Annotated in this window: 21 protein-coding genes; 9 read left to right on the top strand and 12 right to left on the bottom strand. The window is 73.5% G+C overall.

Features of this window, described 5'->3' with window-relative positions; translation table 11 throughout:
- Window positions 1-26 precede the first annotated feature (26 nt).
- Both ABGB06_RS23060 and ABGB06_RS23055 read right to left on the bottom strand, forming a co-directional pair.
- Window positions 27-1,019, bottom strand: a complete 993-nt coding sequence (locus ABGB06_RS23060) for a DUF4328 domain-containing protein (RefSeq protein WP_347592387.1) — start codon at window positions 1,017-1,019, stop codon at window positions 27-29.
- 81 nt (window positions 1,020-1,100) lie between these two features.
- Entirely contained in the window at window positions 1,101-1,700 is a 600-nt protein-coding gene (locus ABGB06_RS23055; protein ID WP_347592385.1) for a helix-turn-helix domain-containing protein, read from the bottom strand.
- A gap of 106 nt (window positions 1,701-1,806) precedes the next feature.
- Here ABGB06_RS23055 and ABGB06_RS23050 point away from each other — a divergent pair, with 106 nt between their 5' ends.
- Entirely contained in the window at window positions 1,807-3,438 is a 1,632-nt protein-coding gene (locus tag ABGB06_RS23050) for an MDR family MFS transporter (RefSeq protein ID WP_347592383.1), read from the top strand.
- Between the two features lie 25 nt (window positions 3,439-3,463).
- A complete protein-coding gene (locus ABGB06_RS23045) occupies window positions 3,464-3,934 on the top strand; it encodes an RNA-binding S4 domain-containing protein (protein ID WP_347592381.1) in 471 nt (156 codons plus the stop codon).
- Window positions 3,935-4,145: 211 nt separating this feature from the next.
- Here ABGB06_RS23045 and ABGB06_RS23040 read toward each other — a convergent pair whose 3' ends face one another.
- Genes ABGB06_RS23040 through ABGB06_RS23015 form a run of 6 tightly spaced genes read right to left on the bottom strand, consistent with a single transcriptional unit; the run spans window position 4,146 to window position 7,390 of the window.
- Window positions 4,146-5,261: a hypothetical protein gene (locus ABGB06_RS23040; protein ID WP_347592379.1), complete on the bottom strand. Its 1,116-nt coding sequence runs from the start codon at window positions 5,259-5,261 to the stop codon at window positions 4,146-4,148.
- A gap of 45 nt (window positions 5,262-5,306) precedes the next feature.
- Window positions 5,307-5,882, bottom strand: coding sequence for an AAA family ATPase (locus tag ABGB06_RS23035; RefSeq protein ID WP_347592377.1), 576 nt, complete (start codon window positions 5,880-5,882; stop codon window positions 5,307-5,309).
- 9 nt (window positions 5,883-5,891) lie between these two features.
- Window positions 5,892-6,341 (bottom strand): hypothetical protein, encoded by a 450-nt coding sequence (locus ABGB06_RS23030; RefSeq protein WP_347592375.1) that lies wholly within the window; start codon window positions 6,339-6,341, stop codon window positions 5,892-5,894.
- Entirely contained in the window at window positions 6,338-6,631 is a 294-nt protein-coding gene (locus ABGB06_RS23025; RefSeq protein WP_347592373.1) for a hypothetical protein, read from the bottom strand. Before ABGB06_RS23025 ends, ABGB06_RS23030 begins: the two co-directional genes overlap by 4 nt.
- A gap of 43 nt (window positions 6,632-6,674) precedes the next feature.
- On the bottom strand, window positions 6,675-7,076 hold the full coding sequence (locus tag ABGB06_RS23020; protein ID WP_347592371.1) for a hypothetical protein: 402 nt from the start codon (window positions 7,074-7,076) through the stop codon (window positions 6,675-6,677).
- Entirely contained in the window at window positions 7,073-7,390 is a 318-nt protein-coding gene (locus tag ABGB06_RS23015) for a hypothetical protein (RefSeq protein ID WP_347592369.1), read from the bottom strand. The genes ABGB06_RS23020 and ABGB06_RS23015 overlap by 4 nt, the downstream gene beginning before the upstream one ends.
- Window positions 7,391-7,476: 86 nt before the next feature.
- On the opposite strand from ABGB06_RS23015, the gene ABGB06_RS23010 reads away from it, so the two are divergent.
- Window positions 7,477-8,883, top strand: coding sequence for a glutamine synthetase family protein (locus ABGB06_RS23010; RefSeq protein WP_347592367.1), 1,407 nt, complete (start codon window positions 7,477-7,479; stop codon window positions 8,881-8,883).
- Between the two features lie 305 nt (window positions 8,884-9,188).
- On the opposite strand, the gene ABGB06_RS23005 is transcribed toward ABGB06_RS23010, so the two are convergent.
- Window positions 9,189-9,611, bottom strand: coding sequence for an ankyrin repeat domain-containing protein (locus ABGB06_RS23005; protein ID WP_347592365.1), 423 nt, complete (start codon window positions 9,609-9,611; stop codon window positions 9,189-9,191).
- Window positions 9,612-9,706: 95 nt separating this feature from the next.
- On the opposite strand from ABGB06_RS23005, the gene ABGB06_RS23000 reads away from it, so the two are divergent.
- The 6 genes from ABGB06_RS23000 (at window position 9,707) to ABGB06_RS22975 (ending at window position 16,121) form a co-directional block, all read left to right on the top strand.
- Entirely contained in the window at window positions 9,707-11,011 is a 1,305-nt protein-coding gene (locus ABGB06_RS23000; RefSeq protein WP_347592363.1) for a sensor histidine kinase, read from the top strand.
- The gene (locus ABGB06_RS22995; protein WP_347592361.1) at window positions 11,008-11,673 is read left to right on the top strand and encodes a response regulator transcription factor; all 666 of its coding nucleotides are present in this window, start codon (window positions 11,008-11,010) and stop codon (window positions 11,671-11,673) included. The genes ABGB06_RS23000 and ABGB06_RS22995 overlap by 4 nt, the downstream gene beginning before the upstream one ends.
- A gap of 128 nt (window positions 11,674-11,801) precedes the next feature.
- Complete coding sequence (locus ABGB06_RS22990) at window positions 11,802-12,527, top strand: SDR family oxidoreductase (RefSeq protein ID WP_347592535.1); 726 nt, start codon at window positions 11,802-11,804, stop codon at window positions 12,525-12,527.
- A 9-nt stretch (window positions 12,528-12,536) separates the two neighbouring features.
- Complete coding sequence (locus ABGB06_RS22985) at window positions 12,537-12,884, top strand: MerR family transcriptional regulator (protein ID WP_347592359.1); 348 nt, start codon at window positions 12,537-12,539, stop codon at window positions 12,882-12,884.
- 188 nt (window positions 12,885-13,072) lie between these two features.
- A complete protein-coding gene (locus tag ABGB06_RS22980) occupies window positions 13,073-13,798 on the top strand; it encodes a cytochrome d ubiquinol oxidase subunit II (RefSeq protein WP_347592357.1) in 726 nt (241 codons plus the stop codon).
- A 124-nt stretch (window positions 13,799-13,922) separates the two neighbouring features.
- Window positions 13,923-16,121: an MMPL family transporter gene (locus ABGB06_RS22975; RefSeq protein ID WP_347592355.1), complete on the top strand. Its 2,199-nt coding sequence runs from the start codon at window positions 13,923-13,925 to the stop codon at window positions 16,119-16,121.
- A 109-nt stretch (window positions 16,122-16,230) separates the two neighbouring features.
- Here ABGB06_RS22975 and ABGB06_RS22970 read toward each other — a convergent pair whose 3' ends face one another.
- From ABGB06_RS22970 to ABGB06_RS22960, 3 genes are all read right to left on the bottom strand, one after another.
- Window positions 16,231-17,367, bottom strand: coding sequence for an aminoglycoside phosphotransferase family protein (locus ABGB06_RS22970; RefSeq protein WP_347592353.1), 1,137 nt, complete (start codon window positions 17,365-17,367; stop codon window positions 16,231-16,233).
- A gap of 119 nt (window positions 17,368-17,486) precedes the next feature.
- Complete coding sequence (locus ABGB06_RS22965; protein ID WP_347592351.1) at window positions 17,487-18,191, bottom strand: HAD-IA family hydrolase; 705 nt, start codon at window positions 18,189-18,191, stop codon at window positions 17,487-17,489.
- Window positions 18,192-19,028 (bottom strand): winged helix-turn-helix domain-containing protein, encoded by an 837-nt coding sequence (locus tag ABGB06_RS22960; protein WP_347592350.1) that lies wholly within the window; start codon window positions 19,026-19,028, stop codon window positions 18,192-18,194.
- Window positions 19,029-19,089: the final 61 nt, after the last annotated feature.

Here is a 19,089-nt window from a genome sequence, read left to right as displayed (position 1 = left end):
GTCTGGCCGCTGGGGTCCGGGCGGCGTCAGCCGCCGTACGCCGGGGGCATCGGCCCGGGACCGCCGGGGCCGCCGGGGTACTGCCCGGGCTGCTGCGGCGCCGGGCCCTGCTGGTACTTGGTGAGCTGGCGGGCGGTCAGCCTGCGGACGAAGAGGATCGCCAGGATCGCCGCGGCGATGCCGACGAGGTCGCTGAGCATGCCGAGGTTGACCTCGCGCTGCACCGCGTCCAGCTCCTCCTGGTTGTCGATGGTGTTGTCGGTGTCGATCCGGAACGACGCGCTGCTGGCGACCAGGGAGATGATCCACAGCGTCCACCAGGCGTTCAGCACGCCGCGCCCCTGGTCCGGGCCGTACGGCGCGGAGGCGCGCCAGACGTCGTTGGCGATCTGCTTGGGGAACCAGAGGTTGACGATCGGCACGAACCAGCCACCGATCGCCCAGCCGCGCTTCTTGCGCTGTCCGGCGGCGTCGAAGACCTCGGCGTTCACCCGGGTCCGGTGGAACCAGATGATGAACACGATGCCGGTGGCGAGCATGGCCAGCGAGCCCAGCAGCGCGGTCCCGGAATAGGTGTCGGCCGCGTCGTCGTACTCGCTGAGCGAGGTGAGCGTGCCGTCCTCGACGTCCCCGAGCACGCCGGCGTAGTTCGCGCCGGTCGCGACGGTGATGAGGAACACGACGATGGACACGGTGAGCAGCACGGTGAGCGCCTTGGCCAGCCCCTGCGGGCTGTTGAACTGCGCCGGGGGCACGTAGGCCCCGCCGCCGCCCTGCGGGTACTGCGGGTACGGCTGCTGGCCCGGGTAGGGCTGCGGACCGCCCGGGTACGGCTGCTGACCACCCTGCGGCGGCGTGCCGGGATAGGGGCCCTGCGGCGGCGCGCCCGGGTAGGGGCTCTGCGGCGCGGCTCCCGCCTGGGGCGGCATGCCCCCGACGGGCGCGCCCGCGCACGTCTGGCAGCGGCCGTCAGGCATCGTCGCCGGACGTTGACGGCAGCTCCAGCACTGGGCGGTCATCCCGGTCTCCTCTTTCGGTTGCCCCGATCGGACAGACCGACGAACCTACCAGCGCCCGGTGTGCCGTTCATCACCGTGCTGTCACAGTTCGGCGGACGACTGCTCCGACCGCTCGTGCGCCGCCCTGATCAGCTCGACCGCGATCGCGAGGCCCGCCCGGCCGCGTTCCTCGGCGGTGCCCATGAGCAGGGCCGCCGCGAAGGTCTGGCTGCCGTGCAGGGTGAGCAGCGCGCTGACGCACCTGACCTGCTCCTCGACGCCCGCGCCCGGCGGCGTCAGGAGGTTGACCATGGCGAGGGACCGCTCCTTGAACGACTCGCCGATGCGCAGGTCGCGCACGGCCGCCTGGTTCTCGTGCAGGAAGCGGAACATCGGCACCGCCTGCTCCAGGGCCTCGCTGTACCGGCGCAGCAGTTCGATGCTGGTGTCCAGGCCGCGCTCCTGGCTCTCCCCCCAGGCGAGCGTCTCGTCGAGCGGCCGCGTCAGGTCCTCGAAGAGGCTGACGACGATGTCCTCCTTGGTCTTGAAGTGGTAGTAGAGCGCCGCCTTCGTGACGTCGAGCCGTTCGGCGATCTCCCGCAGCGAGGTCTTCTCGTAGCCCTGCTCGGCGAAGAGCTCAACGGCCACGTCCTGGATCCGCTGGCGGGTGTCTGACCTGCGCGGTTGGCGCGTGCTGGGCATCCTGCTCCCTCGCTTTGCGAGAAACTTACTTGACGGCCGACTAGTAGCGACTCTACTGTCCCACAGTACCCACTAGCCGGTCGACAAGTAAGTGTAGGGGAGACGTATGACGACGGCCGAGAAGTCGCCGCCACAGCAGCGCAGCGTACGGGTCGTACTGATGGCGCTTCTGATCGCGATCATGCTCGCGATGCTCGACAACATGATCATCGGCACCGCGATGCCCACCATCGTGGGCGAACTCGGCGGCATCGAGCACCTCTCCTGGGTGGTCACCGCCTACACCCTGGCCACCGCGGCCTCCACCCCGATCTGGGGGAAGGTCGGCGACATGTACGGGAGGAAGGGCGCCTTCCTCTCCTCGATCGTGATCTTCCTGGTCGGCTCGGCGCTCTCCGGCCTGTCGCAGGACATGGGCCAGCTCATCGGCTTCCGCGTCGTCCAGGGCCTCGGCGCCGGCGGCCTGATGGTCGGCGTGATGGCCATCATCGGCGACCTGATTCCCCCGCGGGAACGCGGCAGGTACCAGGGCATGATGGCGGCCGTCATGGCCGTCGCGATGATAGGCGGCCCCACGGTCGGCGGCTTCATCACCGACCACTGGGGCTGGCGCTGGACCTTCTACATCAACCTCCCGCTGGGCGCGGTCGCGTTCGCCATGGTCACGGCGGTGCTGCACCTGCCGAAGCGGGAACGGCCGAAGGGCCGCATCGACTACCTCGGCGCCGCGCTGCTGACCGCCGGCATCACCGCGATCGTGCTCGTCACCACCTGGGGCGGCACCGAGTACGCGTGGGGGTCGGCGACCATCGTCGGGCTGACCGTGGTCGGCGTGCTGGCGCTGGCGGCGTTCCTCCACGTCGAGACCCGGGCCGAGGAGCCGGTGATGCCGCTGCACATCTTCCGCAGCCGGAACTTCTCGCTGATGTCGGTGATCGGCTTCATGATCGGCTTCGTGATGTTCGGCGGCACGCTGTACCTGCCGCTCTTCCAGCAGGCGGTGCAGGGCGCCTCGGCGACCAACTCCGGGCTGCTGCTGCTCCCGATGCTGCTGTCGATGATGGTCGTCTCGCTGGTCGCCGGCCGGATCACCACCAACACCGGGCGGTACAAGGCCTTTCCGATCGTCGGCGGTGCGCTGATGGTGGTCGGGATGTTCCTGCTGTCCCAGATGGACACCGGCACCACCAGGCTGACCTCCGGCCTCTACATGGCGCTGCTCGGCGCCGGCATGGGCTTCCTGATGCAGATCACCATGCTGGTCGCGCAGAACAGCGTGGAGCTGAAGGACATGGGCGTGGCCTCCTCCACCACCACGCTCTTCCGCACCCTGGGCAGCTCCTTCGGCGTCGCGCTGATGGGCGCGGTGTTCACCCAGCAGGTGCGGGACGAGATGGCCGCCCGGGGCGACGGCGCCGCCGGCGGTGCGGTCCAGGAGTCGGCGCAGCTGACCGCCGAGAGCATGGCGGCGCTGTCCGAGCCGGCGCGCGAGGCGTACCAGTTCGCGGTCGCCGCGGGCACCAACGCGTCGTTCCTGATCGGCGCGGCGGTCTCGGTGATCGCGCTGGTGGCGGCCCTGTTCGTCAGGGAGGTGCCGCTGCGCGGCGGCCCGGCGACTCCGGCCGAGGCGCCGGCGGGAGGTCCGACGGCCGCCGACCCGGCCGGCCGGGCCAACCAGGCGGGCGACCAGGCGGGCGACCAGGCGGGCGAGGAGCGCCCGGCGCCGGTCGCCACCTGAGCCCGCGGCGGGTGCGCGGTCGCGTGTGCCGGGTCTCGCGTCCGAATCGCGCGCGAACCCGGCACCCCGGTCGTGGCAGAGTCGGAGCATGACGACGTCAGACTCCGCGGCCCCGGAGCAGGGCCAGAGCCAGGGCACCGTCCGGGTCGACAGCTGGATCTGGTCGGTGCGCCTGGTGAAGACACGCTCGCTGGCCGCCACCGCATGCCGGGGCGGCCACGTCCGGGTCAACGGCGAGCGCGTCAAGCCCGCCCATCCCGTCCGGCCCGGCGACGAGGTCCGGCTCCGGCACGCGGGGCGGGACCGGGTGGTCGTGGTGAAACGGGTGGTGCGCAAGCGCGTGGGAGCGCCCGTCGCGGTCGAGTGCTACGTCGACAACAGCCCGCCGCCCCCGCCGCGCGAGGCGTTCGCCCCGGCCGGCATCCGCGACCGCGGCGCCGGCCGCCCGACGAAGCGGGACCGCCGGGAGATGGACCGGCTTCGCGGCGATCACTGAAGACGGCGTCGGCGCGGATCCGGTCCTGGGGACCAGGCCGCGCGGGTGCCTGTCATGCGGGCCACGGCGTGCCGGGTGCCCGTGGGCCGTGCCGTGGTGGCGCCCTGGGGACGGCGGCTGGCTCGGCCGGCCGCGGGGAGTGCGCCCGGCTGAGGGCGACGACGACCGCCGGCCGGCGCCGTGGGGACTGACGACCGCCGACGGGCGGTCGTCAGTTCGTGGCGGCGGGGTTGGCCGCCAGTACCTGTTCGGCGAGGTGGGCGAGTCGGGGCAGGTAGGCCGCCGTGGTCCGGGACCGGGCGCGCAGGTCGGCGGGGGAGGCCAGGCCCAGATCGGCCAGCACGTCGGCGAACGGCGCCGCGTGCCGGTCGAACGTCGCGCGGGGACCGTTCCGGTCGAGCACGGTCAGGCAGCGGGCGAAGGTCGCGACGATCCAGAAGACCGCCTCCCGGTGCTCGCCGCGGTCGATCAACGCGCGGCTGCCGTCGATCGCGATCGGCCGCGCCTCGGGGCGGAGATCCGAGGCGAAGAAGAGCGGAGAGGGCTCGGCGAGCCCGTCCAGCACGCCGGCGGTGGCGTCGAACACCTCCGTCAGGGCCGTCAGATGAGCCTCGACGTGCACCCGGTCCAGATGGGCGCAGCCGAGCAGCGCCAGCAGCTCGTCGTAGGCCGGCTCCAGCAGGTCGTAGTCGGCCAGCAGCTCGCGCGCGGCCGGGTAGCGCAGCCGGATGGTCGGGTTGCGCATCCCGGCGGCGAGCAGCACGTGCGTGGTGACGCCGGTGCCGAACAGCCACGTGATGACCTGCTCGTGGAACGGCGGTGGCCCCTCGCCGCCCTGATCCGCCCCGGGCGCCCCGCGCTCGGCGTAGGCGCTCACCGTGCCGAGACGGTCCAGCACCCGCGCCCGGGCGTCCGCACAGCGCCGTCGCACCCAGGCGCGGCGCGGGAACTCCGGCGCCACCGCCTCCCGCAACGCCGCCAGGCGCCCGCTCGGGTCGGCGATCGGCTCCGGCGCCTCGGCGCGGAAACAGCCGGCCAGATGGTAGTCGCCCAGGACCGCCGTCGGTGACGCCAGTTCCTCCGCGCTCTGGTACGAGGCGTCGAGCAGGACGTCGTCCCACCGGAACTTCCCGAGCTTGGGCGGGACGTCCTCCCGGTCGAGCACGACGACCACGTCGATGTCGGACGCGGGGTCCAGCTTCGCGTCCGCCGCCCGCCAGATCGTCGATCCCGAGAGATACGCGCCCGCGAAGTCCGCCATGCCCGCGCCGTGTTCCGTGGCCCACCGCGCGGTGGTCTCCTGTGCCTCCTGGTTCGTTGTCGCCATCCGTCCATCCTGGCGCATCCCGCCGCGAATGCGACCGGGCCCGGATCAGTCGACCGCGCGGTTGCTGTTCGCGGAAGCCACGTTCGGCGGGCCGGGCACCCGCCCGAGCCGGCCGGCGACGTGCCGGGCGACCTCGGCGGGCGGGGTGTGCGTGGTGTCCACCACCTCGGCCGCGCGGCTCAGCCACGGCAGCGCCTCCTCGTAGGGGGTGAGGTGGTCCATCCGCCACTGGAGGGCGCCGGCGCTCTCCTCCTTGGTGTCCGTCTCGATGCGGCGCACCAGCGTGGCGCGGTCGGTGTGCAGGACGAAGTGCCGCACCGGGATGCCGGCGGCGGCCAGTCCCGCGCTGATCTCGGCCCAGTACCGCTCCACCAGGACGGTCTGCGGGATCACCAGCGTGCCGCCGAGATAGTCGAGCAGTTCGCGGGCGGTCGCCACGACCAGGGCGCGCCAGGGCGGATGGTCCTGGAAGTCCGTGACGCGCACGGACGTCAGCGCGTGGCGCAGCATGTACCCCACCTGCTCGGCGTCGAAGAGCCGCGCGTCGGACAGCGTGGCGGTGAGCTCGTGGGCGGTGGTGGTCTTGCCTGCCCCGAACGTGCCGTTCAGCCAGACGATCATCGGGTCAGCCTACGAGGGCACCTCGGGCAGCGTCTCCACCTCGATGCTGGGGTACAGCGTGCGGAGCGGCGTCGGCGCGGAGGTGATGACGGGCCACTGGCGCGCGGCCGCCAGGTACGCGACGTGGCCGGCGGTGGTGGCCACCGGGCGGTGCGCGGAGCGCAGGATGCCGGAGCCGACGGCCTGCGACTCGTCGAGCCCGGCCAGGGTGACCAGCGGGAAGCGCAGTATCGCGGTGAGCGCGTCGCGGCCGTGCGGATGCAGGGCGGCGGACGCGTCCGCCACGCAGGTGGCCGGCGCGAGCAGCGGGATGACCCGGCGGTGCGCGAGGCTGAACAGCGCCCGCATGTAGAGGTCGCCACGGGCGGCGGTGATCAGGGCGGTGGTGTCCAGGATGCGGCCGCCGATGCCGTCGCTGCTCTCAGTGCCTTCGGCGCCGGTGGGATCGGGGCTGGTCACGCGGCGGCGTTACCCGCCGTTTCGCTGTCGGCCGGATCGGCTGACTCGTCGTCGGCGATGCCGAGGGCGCGCCGCGCCCACGCCTCGTGCTCCGGGCCGGGGACCCGCTCGTCGCCGAACAGCCGGCGCAGCGTCTCCTCGATGTCGGCGGCCTCGCGCTCGCGCTGGATGAGCTGCTGGATATGCCCGGAGACGCTCCCGCGCCCCGCCTCCTCGGCGGCCTTGAGGTACTCCAGCTGCTCGGCCGGCAGACTGATCGCGATCTTCGCGGCTCGTTTCGGAGTGGTCATACCGTAGTTATACCCGCTTGGGAGCCTGTCGGGCAATCTCTCTTCACAGGACGATGAGCGGCACACGTACCCCCACCGCCTCGGAGAGCTTGGCCAGGTCTCCCGGGTCCGAGGTGACCACCGCGGTCCCAGCCTCGGCGGCGATCAGCACCACCATGGCGTCCACGACGTCGGCCGTGCCCGAGCGGCCCAGCAGAACCCCGGTCCGGCGCGCCAGGCGTTCGTCGATCCCCACCAGCGTGCAGACCTTGGCCACCCGGGCCAGCCCGGCCTGGCCCGGGCCGCCGCGCCACATCTGCGCCAGGACGGTGAGCGGCAGTAACGGCTGCCGGCCCTCGGCGACCTCGGCCGCGCACATCGCCCAGGTGCGTCCCCGGGGGTGTCGCTCGGCGTCCCGGAGGGCGCCCGCGTCCAGCAGCAGACCGCGGGCGTGGAGCGCCTTCATCCGCCTCCCTCCGAGGCCGTCTCGTCCAGCGCGGCGAGTGCGTAGCGCCGCGCTGCCAACTCCTCGGCCGGCTCCGGCTGCCCCACTCCGGCGTCCGTCAGTGCCTGGTTCGCCCATTCCCGCTCGTCGCCACCCGGCTCGCCGAACGTCTCGTACTGCTCGGCCAGCGCCGCGCGCGCCTCGTCGAGGTCCGCCTCGTGCCGCGCCGCGCGGTCTATCCAGGTGGACAGGGGGAGGCCCGCTCTCCCCGCGGCCCGACGGGCCCGAGCGACCGTCTCCGGATCGAACGAGATGGACAACTTCTCGGCAGCCATGATCCCAGTGTACGACAGGCGGTAATACCAGCGGTACTACCGTCGGCGGGGTTGCGAGGGCTGGTCGGTATGGGCAGGGTGCGCGCATGGAGATGGGTGATATGGGGGATGTGGCCGGACGGCTGGGCGCGGCGGGGGTGCGGGGGGTGGCGCTGACGTGGGTGGACAACGCGGGGCTCACCCGCGTGAAGACCGTGCCGGTCGGGCGGCTGGCGGACGCCGCGCGGCGCGGGGTGGGGATGTCGCCGGTCTTCGACGTCTACCTGGTCGACGACTCGATGACCAGCAGCCCGCACGTCGGCGGGCCCGACGGCGACCTGCGGCTGCGACCCGATCTGGACCGGCTCACCGTGCTGGCCGGGCAGCCCGGATGGGCCTGGGCGCCGGTGGACCGGTACCGGCAGGACGGCGCGGAGTATCCGGCGTGCCAGCGGCTGTTCGCCCGGCGGCAGGTGGCGCGGGCCCGGGAGGAGCACGGGGTCGAGCTGCGGATGGGGTTCGAGACCGAGTGGGTGGTGACCCGGCCGCCCCGCGAGCCGGGCGGTGAGCCCGGCGGCGAACCCGGCGCGGGAGGCGAGGCGGCGGAGGCCGCGGACCGGGAGCTGCGCTACCCGTGCGCCGGGCCCGCGTACGGCATGACCCGCCTGGTGGAGCTCTCCGGCTACCTGTCCGCGCTGATGGAGGCCGCCACCGCGCAGGACCTCGGCGTGCTGCAACTGCATCCCGAGTACGCGCCCGGCCAGTTCGAGATCTCCGTCGCGCCCGCGGATCCGGTCGGCGCCGCCGACCTGGCCGTGCTGGTGCGCGAGACCGTCCGCGCGGTCTCCGTGCGGCACGGGCTGGCCGCCTCGTTCGCCCCGGTCGTCGACCCGGCCGGGGTCGGCAGCGGCCGGCATCTGCACCTCAGCCTGTGGCGCGGCGACCGGAACCTGTGCGGGGGCGGCACGGGCCCGCACGGCATGACGGGAGAGTGCGAGGCGTTCCTGGCCGGGGTGCTGCGCGAACTGCCGGCGCTGCTCGCGCTCGGCGCGCCCTCGCCCGCCAGCTACCTGCGGCTCAGGCCGTCCCACTGGGCCGGCGTCTTCGGATGCTGGGGCCTGGAGAACCGCGAGGCCGCGCTGCGCTTCGTGGCCGGCGAACCGGATCGGTCGGACGCGGCCAACGCCGAGGTGAAGTGCTTCGACGGGGCGGCCAATCCGTACCTGGTGGTCGGCGCGGTGATCGCGGCCGGGCTCGCCGGTCTGGAGGCGGGCCTGAGCCTGCCGCCGCCGGTGTCCGGGGATCCGGCCGCGGGCCCGGAGGAGGGCCGGCCGCCCCGGCTGCCGGAGTCGCTGGCGGAGGCGCTGCGGCATTTCGAGGACTCGGCGGTGCTCCGCGAGGCGCTCGGCGAGCCGCTGTTCGGGGCGGTCGCGGCGGTGCGCCGTGCGGAGATCGAGCTGTTCGCGGACGCCACGCCACGGGAGATCGCGGCCGCCACCCGCGCCAGGTACTGACCGGCTTCCCGCCGGGGGAGCCCCGCGCCACCGCCGTCCGGCGCCGCCGTTGCGGCCCGCCGAGGGCCCGGTCGGTCTGCCGTTGGCGCCGTTCGGTGTCGCCGGTCTGCCGCCGATGCGGCTGCCGGGCATCCGGTGGGTCTGCCGCCGGTGCGTTCGGTGTCGCGGGTGTGCCGTTCGGTGCGGGCCGCTGGGCGCCCGGTCGGGCGGCTCGCTGGTGCGTTCGGTGCCGCCGATGTGCCGCCGGTCCGGTCCGCCGGGCACTCGGTCCGTCTGCCCGGCTGGCGCGGCTGGCCCGGCAAGGGCTACGCGCCGAAGAGGGTGAGCAACTCGGTGCGGCCGAACATCCGGGCCGTGTCGATGGCGGAGGGGTGGCCGGCCGCGGGGTCGGCGCCGGCGGTGAGCAGCACCCGGACCACCTCCTCCTCGCCCTTGAAGACCGCGCCCGCGAGCGGCGTCTGGCCGCGGTCGTTGGCCCGGGTCGCGTCCGCACCCCGGTCCAGCAGGACCCGCACGGTGTCCGCGTGCCCGTGGTAGGCGGCCAGCATCAGCAGCGTGTCCCCCCGGTCGTTGCTGAGGTTCGCCGGCACGCCGGCGTCGACGTACGCCGCCACCGTGTCGGTGTCCCCGCCCCGCGCCAGATCGAAGACCTTCGCGGCGAGCTGGAGCACCTCCGGGTCGTGGGCCGGCTCGTTGCTCTCCGGGGCAGGGCCGGTCTGGCCGGTCATGGGGACGTTCCTCCTGGGGATGGCGGGTGGCGAAGCGGGTGGGCGGCGCGTGAGCGGGGCCGCGCTCCCGACCCCAGCCTACGTACTCTGGGCGCATGGCAGCCCCCTCGACGCCTTGGCGCGCACTGCGCGAGGACCGCGTGCTCCAGCTCGTCGGCCTGGCCCTGGTCGCCGACACGGCCATGCTGCTGTTCCGCACCGGGGAGGCCGGCGGCGCCGCGGTCGGCCTCGTCGGCTGGCTGCTGGCCGCGGCCTGCTGGCTGACCGTGGGGCTCCGCCACCGCTGGCCCGTCGCGGTGGGCGTGCTGACGCTCGCCGGCACCCTCGTCTACTACCCCGTGGCCTGGGCGGACGGCGTGGCGCCCATGGTCTCCTTCATCGTCGCGCTGTACGCGATCGCCCGCTCGGGACAGCTGACCGCCGCGCTGACGCTCGCCGCGGTCACCATGCTGCTGCTGGCCTACTCGGAGCTGGTGCTCTACGAGGAGGAGCGGCACGTGCAGCCGATGTCGATCGCGCTGCTCGGCGGCTGGCTGCTCAGCGTCATCGCGTTCGGCCACGCCATGCAGGTCCGCCACGCCTACCAGCGGGAGACCGAGCAGCGGGTGCTCGCCGCAGAGCGCGAGCGGGACGTGCGGTCCCGCCAGTCGGCCACCGAGGAGCGGCTGCGCATCGCCCGCGAACTGCACGACGTGCTGGGCCACAACATCTCGCTGATCAACGTCCAGGCGGCCGCGGCCGTGCACCGCAGCGCGAAGCGGCCCGGCGAGACGGAGGAGCTGGTGCGGGCGCTCGAGTCGGTGCGCGACACCAGCAAGGAGGCGCTGCGCGAGCTGCGCGCCACGCTCGGGGTGCTGCGGCAGGTCGACGAGGGGGCGCCGACCGAGCCGGCGCCGGGACTCGACCGCATCGGCGAGCTGGCCGAACGGGCCGGCACCGCGGGGCTGGCCGTGACCGTCGAGACCAGTGGCGCGCCGCCCGTGCTGCCGCCGCAGATATCCCTGGCCGCGTACCGGATCGTGCAGGAGTCGCTGACCAACGTCGCCCGGCACGCGGCGGCCGGGCGGGCCGTGGTCCGCGTCGACTACGCGCCGGACGAGCTGCGGGTGCGGATCGAGGACGACGGGCGCGGCGTGCCGGAGGAGGAGGCGGTCGGCCCGGCCGGCGCGCTGGGCTCCGGCATCGGGGGCATGGCGGAACGGGCCAGGGCGCTGGGCGGGGAGCTGACGATCGGGAACATCGTGGCGGCGCGACCCGGCGGAGTGGGCCAGAATGTGCGCGGATTCCGGGTCGCCGCCCGGCTGCCGCTGCCGTCGGCCGCCGACAGAGGGCCGGCGACACGCGCCGCGCCGACGACCGCGGCGGGCACGGGCACGGCGACGGGCAGGGGAGACGCATGATCAGGGTGGTGCTCGCCGACGACCAGCGGCTGGTGCGGGCCGGCTTCCGTTCCATCCTCGACGACGAGGACGACATCGAGGTGGTCGGCGAGGCGGCGACCGGCCATGAGGCGGTGCGGCTGGCGCGCGAACTGCGCCCGGACATCGTGCTGATGGACATCCGGATGCCGGAGCAGGACGGCCTCGCCGCCACCGAGGAGATCGTCGCCGACGGGCGGCTGGCCGACGTCCGGGTGGTCATCCTGACCACCTTCGACGTGGACGACTACGTGTACGGGGCGCTGCGGGCCGGGGCCTCCGGATTCCTGGTCAAGGACACCGAGCCGATGGAACTGCTGCACGGCGTCCGGGTCTGCGCGCGCGGCGACGCGCTGATCGCGCCCGCCGTCACCCGCCGGCTGATCGCCGAGTTCGCGGGGCGGGTCAGGCAGCCCGATCCGGGACCGCGGCTGAACGCGCTGACCGAGCGGGAGCGCGAGGTGCTGGGCCTGGTCGGCGCCGGGCTGACCAACGACGAGATCGCGCGGCGCCTGGTGCTGTCGCCCGCGACGGCGAAGACGCACGTCAGCCGCATCATGACCAAGCTGGACGTCCGGGACCGGGCGCAGCTGGTGATCCTGGCCTACGAGTCCGGCATGATCACCCCGGGCTGGCTCAGCTAGTGCGGTGCTCTCAAGGATGTTCGCCGGCTTCGGCGCCTGGAGTCGTCCCCGGCCCTTGACCCTGACGCCGGGGTCAGGGCCTAGCATCCCCGGCCATGGAAGAGACGGACACCCTTCGCGGCCGGGCAGTGATCGTCACCGGGGGAGGCACCGGGATCGGCCGGGCGACAGCCCGGTTGTTCGCCACCGCGGGCGCCGAGGTGCTCATCGTCGGCCGGACCGCCGAACGCCTGGCGGAGACCGCCGCCCACCACCCGCGCCTCCGGACGTGCGTGGCCGACGTCGCCGCGCCGGACGCCTCGGCCGAGATCGTCGCCGCTGCCCTGGAGGCCTTCGGCCGCATCGATGTCCTGGTCAACAACGCCGCGATCACCCGTCCGGCGCTGCTCGGCGCGATCGACCGGAAGACCGCCGAGGAACAGCTCGCCACGAACCTCCTCGCCCCGGTGTTCCTCGCCCAGGAGGCGCTACCGCACCTGGAGGCCGGTGGCGTCATCGTCAACGTCACGTCCAACCCGCCCCACGACGGCTGGCCGATGAGCTCGCTCTACGGCTCCACGAAGGTGGCCCTGGACTTCCTGACCCACACGTGGGCCGTCGAGCTCGCGCAGCGCGGCCTTCGCGTCGTGTCGGTGGCGCCCGGGATCACGGCGACACCCGTGCTGAGCCACGCCGGGTTCTCGGACGAGGAGATCGCCGCGGCGGCCAGGGGAATGCGGGCCCGGATCCCGCTCGGGCGCATCGCCCAGCCGGAGGAGATCGCCTGGTGGATCGTGAACGCGGCGCGCCCGGAAGCCGGTTACCTCACCGGTACGGTTATTCGTGTCGACGGTGGGCTGAGCGCGGCTGGGTGACGTGGGGCGATGCTGATCGGAGAGCTGGCGAACGAGGCCGGCACCACCATTCGGGCCCTGCGGTACTACGAGGAGCAGGGCCTGCTCCACCCACGGCGGGCGCCGAACGGCTACCGGGAGTACGACGAGACGGCCGTCGCCCGGGTGGTCAACATCAGGCAGCTGCTCTCGCTCGGCTTCACCGCCCATGACCTCCGCGCCTTCCTGCCCTGTCTCGATCAGCACATCGCCGACGGCCCCGGCTGTCCCGCGAGCGCGAGGGCCATCACGCACCGACTCACCGACGTCGAGGCGAAGATCGCCGCGCTGGAGGCCATCCGCGGACGTCTCCTCGACGCGCTGCCCCAGGACCGCTGAGTCGGATCCTCCGGATCGTGCCCCCTGCGGGGAGTCCGGGGCCGGCCCCTAGGGGGGAGCCCGGAGGCCGTTGGGGGAGGTCGCAACTGGCGGTGTAGGGGTCGGGGTTCGGTGCAACCCGGGTGGTACGGCGGGTGTCCGCCACCGGGGGACGTGGCGGCGGGTGCCGGACGCCCACCGTTGGGGGCATGGAAACGATCGCCGCCTCCCTGCTGGGGCTCTTCGCCGCCGGGTACCTCGTGCTCGTCGGCGCGAGCCTCGGCCTGGGCATGCTGCTCCGCTTCCTTGGCCGGACGGACGCCGAACGGCGTCGCGTGCTGGCCGCGCTGGCACCCCCCGGGCGCGGGGCCGGGGCATGGCTGACGGGCACGGTGGTCGTGCTGGTCGGCTGCTTCCCCGGCCTGGCCGGCGAGTTGTTCACCGGGCTGTGGCCGATCCCCGCGGTGCTCGTGGCCGGCTGGCTGGTCCGCGCGGCCGGTCTCCGGCGCTCCCGCGGGCCGGTGGCCGGCCGGGGCCACGGCGCCGCGCTGCTCGGCAGCTGGCTGTTGGCCGGCGGGCTGGCCTGGGCCCTGGCGTCCGTGCTGGTCGGCGGCGCCCGGCGCACCGACGACCTGACGGGGTGGTGCGCCGTGGCGGCCGTGCTGCTGTTGTTCCTCACCCACGGGCTCGGCGCCGGCACCCGGCGGCTCACCGGCGAACCGTTCCGCCGGGCCAGGCAGCTGGCCGGGCCCCGCGCGGGCGGCCGGTCGGTGGCGCTGACCTCGACGGTGCTGGCGGTCCTGCCGCCGCTGGCCGGCGTCCGGCTGCCGCTGTCCGGGAACGCCGCGCCCACGCCCGTGCTGACGCTGCTGGTCCCGCCGCTCCTGGCGCTGTTCGTGGTCCAACTACTGCGGCTCCGGCGCGGCTCCGGCTAGCCGGCGACCGGCACCCGGTCCGCCAGCACCGGTCGCACCGATCTCACCCGTCGCACCGACCTCACTGACCTCACTGACTCCATCGATCCCCCGCCTCATTGGCATTCCTCAGGAGGAGACCCGCATGAGTACGACTTCGGCCCGGGCCGCGACCGCGCCCCCGCAGCCACCGGGACGACCCGGCATCTTCGAACGACTCGCGGGCTTCTCGTACCGCCACCGATGGACCGCGCTGCTGCTGTGGGTGGCCGTCCTGGTCGGGCTCCAGGCCACCACGATGGCCGTGGGCAGCGACTACCGCAACGACTTCACGCTGCCGGGCACCGAGTCCCAGGAGGCCAGCGACCTGCTGGAGCGGCACGGCTCGGCGCAGGCGGGCGACACCGTCGACATCGTGCTGCACGACGAGTCGGGGCTCCGCGCCGCCGGCACCGAGGGCCGGGTCGAGGACATGCTGGCCGAGGTCGCCGAGCTGCCGCGGGTCGCGTCCGTGGTCAGCCCGTACGACGAGCGCGGCGCGATCAACGACGAGGGCACCGTCGCCTACGCCACGGTCGTGCTGGACGTGCCGGCCGAGCAGATGGCGCTGGAGGAGACGCAGCGGATCCACGACACCGCGCGCGAGGCGGCCGGCGACGGGCTCGACGTGCAGCTGGGCGGCGACGCGGCCCGCAGCCTCGCCGAGGACGAGGGCGGCGCCGCCGAGGGCATCGGCGTGCTCGCCGCGCTGGTGGTGCTCGTGCTGATGTTCGGCACCCTGATAGCCGCCGGGCTGCCGGTGATCACCGCGATCTTCGCGGTCGGCGGGGCGATCTCGCTCACCGTGCTGGCGTCCCACGTCTTCACCATCGCCGACTACACGCCGTACGTGATGACCCTGGTCGGGCTCGGCGTGGGCATCGACTACGCGCTGCTGATCTTCGCCCGCTACCGCTCGGAACTGGTCGCGGGCGCGGCCCCGGAGCAGGCCACCCGGGCGGCGCTGGACGCCGCGGGGCGCACGGTGTTCTTCTCCGGGTGCACGGTGATCGTCGCGCTCCTCGGCCTGGTGGCGCTGGGCATCGGCGCGCTCCAGGGCATGGCCGTCGCGGTCGCCGTGACGGTGCTGGTGACCATGGTCGCCACGCTCACCCTGCTGCCCGCCCTGCTCGGGCTGTTCGGCCGGCGCTTCGCGCGTCAGTTCACCGCCAGGGCGGCGAAGCGGGCGGCGAAGGGCCGGGCGCCGGCGGGCGAGGTGTGGCGGCGCTGGGGCGGCGTGGTGCAGCGGCACCCGCTGGCCGCGCTGGTGGTGTCGGTGGTCGCGCTGCTCGCGCTGGCCGCGCCGGCGCTCGGCATGCGGCTCGGGTTCGCCGACGCGGGCAACGACCCGGCCGATTCCACCAGCCGGCAGGCGTACGACCTGCTGGCCGAGGGCTTCGGGCCCGGCTTCAACGGCCCGCTGGTCGTCGTCGCCGACGGCGGGGACAGCGGCGCCGAGGGGGCGGCCGCCGCGGCCGCCGGGACACTGAACGGCACGCCGGGCGTGGCCGCGGCCACCGAGCCGATTCCGACCGAGGGCGGCGAGATCGCCACGGTCATCGTCTTCCCCGAGTCCGCCCCGCAGGACGAGGCCACCTCCGACCTGGTCGCCTCGCTGCGCGACGACGTGCTGCCCGGGCTGTCGGAGCAGACCGGTGCCGAGTACCTGGTCGGCGGCTCGACGGCGGCGTCGCAGGACTTCGCCGACACGGTCGCCGAGCGGATGCCGCTCTTCGTGATCCTGGTCGTCGGCGTGTCGATGCTGCTGCTGGTCCTGGTGTTCCGCTCGGTGCTGATCCCGCTGAAGGCGGCGGCGTTGAACCTGCTGAGCATCGGTGCCGCGCTGGGCGCCATGACCCTGGTGTTCCAGGAGGGGCTGTTCGGGGTGCAGGCCGGGCCCGTCGAGTCGTTCCTGCCGGTGATGATCTTCGCCATCGTGTTCGGGCTGTCCATGGACTACGAGATCTTCCTGGTCTCCCGGATCCACGAGGAGTGGTCGCGGACCAGGGACCACGCGCTGGCGGTGCGCGAGGGCCTCGGGCACACGGGGTCGGTGATCACCGCGGCGGGCGCGATCATGGTGATGGTCTTCGGGGCGTTCATGATGAGCAGCGAGCGGATGCTGCAGCAGATGGGCTTCGGCATGGCGGTCGCGATCTTCGTGGACGCGGTGGTGATCCGCTGCCTGATCGTGCCGGCGGCGATGCAGCTGATGGGACGCCGCGCCTGGTGGCTGCCGGGCTGGCTCGGCCGGCTGCTGCCCAGGGTGGAACTGGAACGCCACGAACGCCACGAACGCCGCTGACGCGGCGAGTCTCACGGGGCGGCTCCCGTCGACGCGGAGCCGGCCCGTGCGGGCCGTGGTCGTTCTGGTTCCGGGGCCGGGCATCGGCCGGGGTGCCCGGCCCCGGTCGTCAGTCCCTGGCGGCCCGTGGGTGGGGCATCGGCGGCAACCCGCGGGACCTGGACAGCCGCTCGGGCCTCTTCCGCACGGTGTACGTGGGGTGTTCGCGGTGTAGCGCCGCGTAGGCCCGTTCAACGGATCTGGGGCTGGGCATTCGGCCCAGCCCCAGAGGTTCCGCCGCCGCCCGGAGTACCGAGCAGACGACCCGCGCCGTGCGCGCCAGCTGCTCCGGCAAGCGCGCGGGCGGGGTCCTGCGTACCTCGAACCCCTGCCGGATGACGTCGGTGAACACCGACTGCACCCGCTTGTACGCCAGATACCGTGGCAGGTCGCGGTCGAGGCCGCGGGCGGCGCCGGGCAGCCGCTGGTCCATCATCTCGGCCCAGCGGGTCACCATCCGGAACTCCTGCGCCCGCGGATAGCGCATCAGGTGCAGGTGGGTCGCCAGGTCGTAGACCGGGTCCCCCAGCATGGCCAGCTCCCAGTCGATCGTCCACAGCGCGCCGTCCGTCTGCGCGACGATCAGGTTGTCCCGGTGCAGGTCGCCGTGCAGCAGGCAGAACGGGCGGTCGGTCAGCCGGTCGGCCGCCCGGGCCAGCACGCCGTCCGCGGCCAGCACGCCCGGGTCGATCCGCAGCGCGGCGAACAGGCGGTGCAACTCCGGCCGGTGCACCGCGTAGACGTGCCGCCGGGTGAAGCGCACCAGGCCGTGCATGAACTCCCCGCCGTGCCGCGGCCGGCCGGGCCGCGGACAGCTGTGGACCAGCTCCAGCGCGGACGGCGGTATCGTCGCCAACCCGCCGAAGCGCTCGACGAGCTGGTCCAGATGGAGGTCGCTCAGCGGGGCACCGGGGGGTCGGAGCGCGGAGAGCACCTCGCCCTCGATGTAGCCGTGCACCAGTAAGTCCTCGGTACCCAGCCGGTAGACGGGGGGAATGCGGTCGACGCCCAGCAGGGCGAGTTCAACGAGCAGGTCCTCCTCACTGTCGAAACAACGCGGGTCGAAGCGGTGGACGCCGGACCGGGGACGACCTGCCTTCAGCGGCCCCAGGGCCGCGAGGTCGCCGGTCGGACGCAGGATGTGCCAGACGCGATGGTTCCCGCGCAGAGTCGGGGCGGTCGTCGTCCGGGTTCGCAGTTGGCTCATGGCGGTAGGCTCCCGGGCAGCGGTGGAATGAACGATGGACGTGGGCGAGTGGGGATCGCGCGGGTAGGAGCACGGTAACGCCCCATTCGCCCGTCTGCCGATGGCTCATTTGGTTCATTTCACTCGGGAGCCGGCGTGACGAGCGCGGTGAGCACCTCCTCCAGGGAGCGCACGAGATGCTCCGCGCCGGCCGCGCGGAAGGCGTCGGCGCCGGCCTGGTTCGGCGCGTAGCCGAGAAAGGCGACCCCCGCGGCGCGTGCCGCGACGAAGTCGGTGGTCGCGTCCCCGATCATCAGGGCGCGTTCCGCCGGCGTGCGCGTCGAGCGCAGGGCGCGCAACACGCAGTCGGGATTCGGCTTGAGTTGGGACAGGTCGCCGGTGCGGCCGTGGATGCGCCCGCCGACGAAGCCGGCGAGCTGGTGCTGGTTGAGGTAGCGCTCCACGGCCTGGGGCGAGTTGTTGGTGACGACGGCGACCTGCCGGCCGCGCGCGGTCAGGGAGGCGATGAGCGCGGCGGCGTACGGGGTTGGCTGCGCGGTGGTGGCGGCGGCGATCTCCTCGCGGGTGAGCGCCGCCTCCAGCCGTTGCACGACGCCCCAGCCGGGGCGTCTCGCCGCGATGCCGAGCAGCACCCGCTGCGGGTCGGGTGAGGCCTGTAACTCCTCGTTCATCAACCGCGACAGCCCGAGATCCGCCTCGAGGCCGGTGGCCAACTGGCGCAGCCGGCCCGCCACCGCGTCCGCGGGGCGCGCCGCGAACAGGTGGCAGACCGGGCCGTCGAAGTCGAAGAGAACACAGTGGGCGTTACCGATGAGTCCCCTCATCTAACCGAGTGTGAGCGGTTCCGCGAGCGTTGACCAGAGGGACTCGAACCAGGCCTGGGTCTCCTCGACGAACGCGGCCCCCTGATCCTGGAAGATCTTCGAGCTCAGGCCGAGCACGTCGTAGATCTCCAGCTGCTCCTGCTCGTACTCCACGGTGCGCGGCACGACCTGGTAGTACGCCGTCAGCACCTCGCTCCCGTTGAGCAGGTAGAGCTTCTGCACCGGGGTGATCGGGACGCAGCGGATCTCCACGTGCACCTTGGGCACGAGGCGCATCTCGGCGAGCGACGTCAGCTGGTGGCGCAGTGAGGTGGCGAACGTGCGGATGAGCTGCCGCAGGCGTGCGCGGGGGCGGTTGTCGTCGGGGTCCGAGACGAGGCGGGGGAAGGCGAGCGGCGCGTCCGGGCTGGGGAGCAGCAGCCGGACGGTGATGGAACGCGGGGTCAGCTCGCCCGCCGAGATGGCTATCAGCGGGCCCGCCAGGGCCGAGGCCAGCGTCTCGGTGGTGAGGGTGAAGGCGTCGATGGACACGTCCGCGGCCTGGAAGGCCACGGCGATCCGGTCGGCGACCTCCAACCCCGCCGGGCGTGGTCCCTCCTGCGCGGGGTGGGTCACCACGGCCGGGGCACCGCGGCCGCGAGCGCTGAGATAGCCCTCGCGCTCCAGGATGCCCAGCGCCTGCCGTACCACGGTGCGATTGACCCCGAACTGCTCCGCCAGCACGCGTTGGGTGGGCAGCTTGCCGTGTCGTGGCAGCTCACCGGAGCGTATCCGGCCGCGCAGCACCCCCGCGATGCGGTCGGGAGAGGGTGGTTCCGGTGCGGTCTCCTGACTCACGGCTCAACACCCTACAACTTTCGGCCAGATGCGGAAGTTTAGTGTCCGGGCGTTTGCCCAC

Origin of the sequence: Streptomyces sp. B6B3 (assembly GCF_039871525.1) — a bacterium.
In the GTDB taxonomy this organism is placed as follows: Bacteria; Actinomycetota; Actinomycetes; order Streptomycetales; family Streptomycetaceae; genus Streptomyces.
Note: the sequence above shows the minus strand (reverse complement) of the source record. Positions and strands in the feature narration are given on the sequence as shown.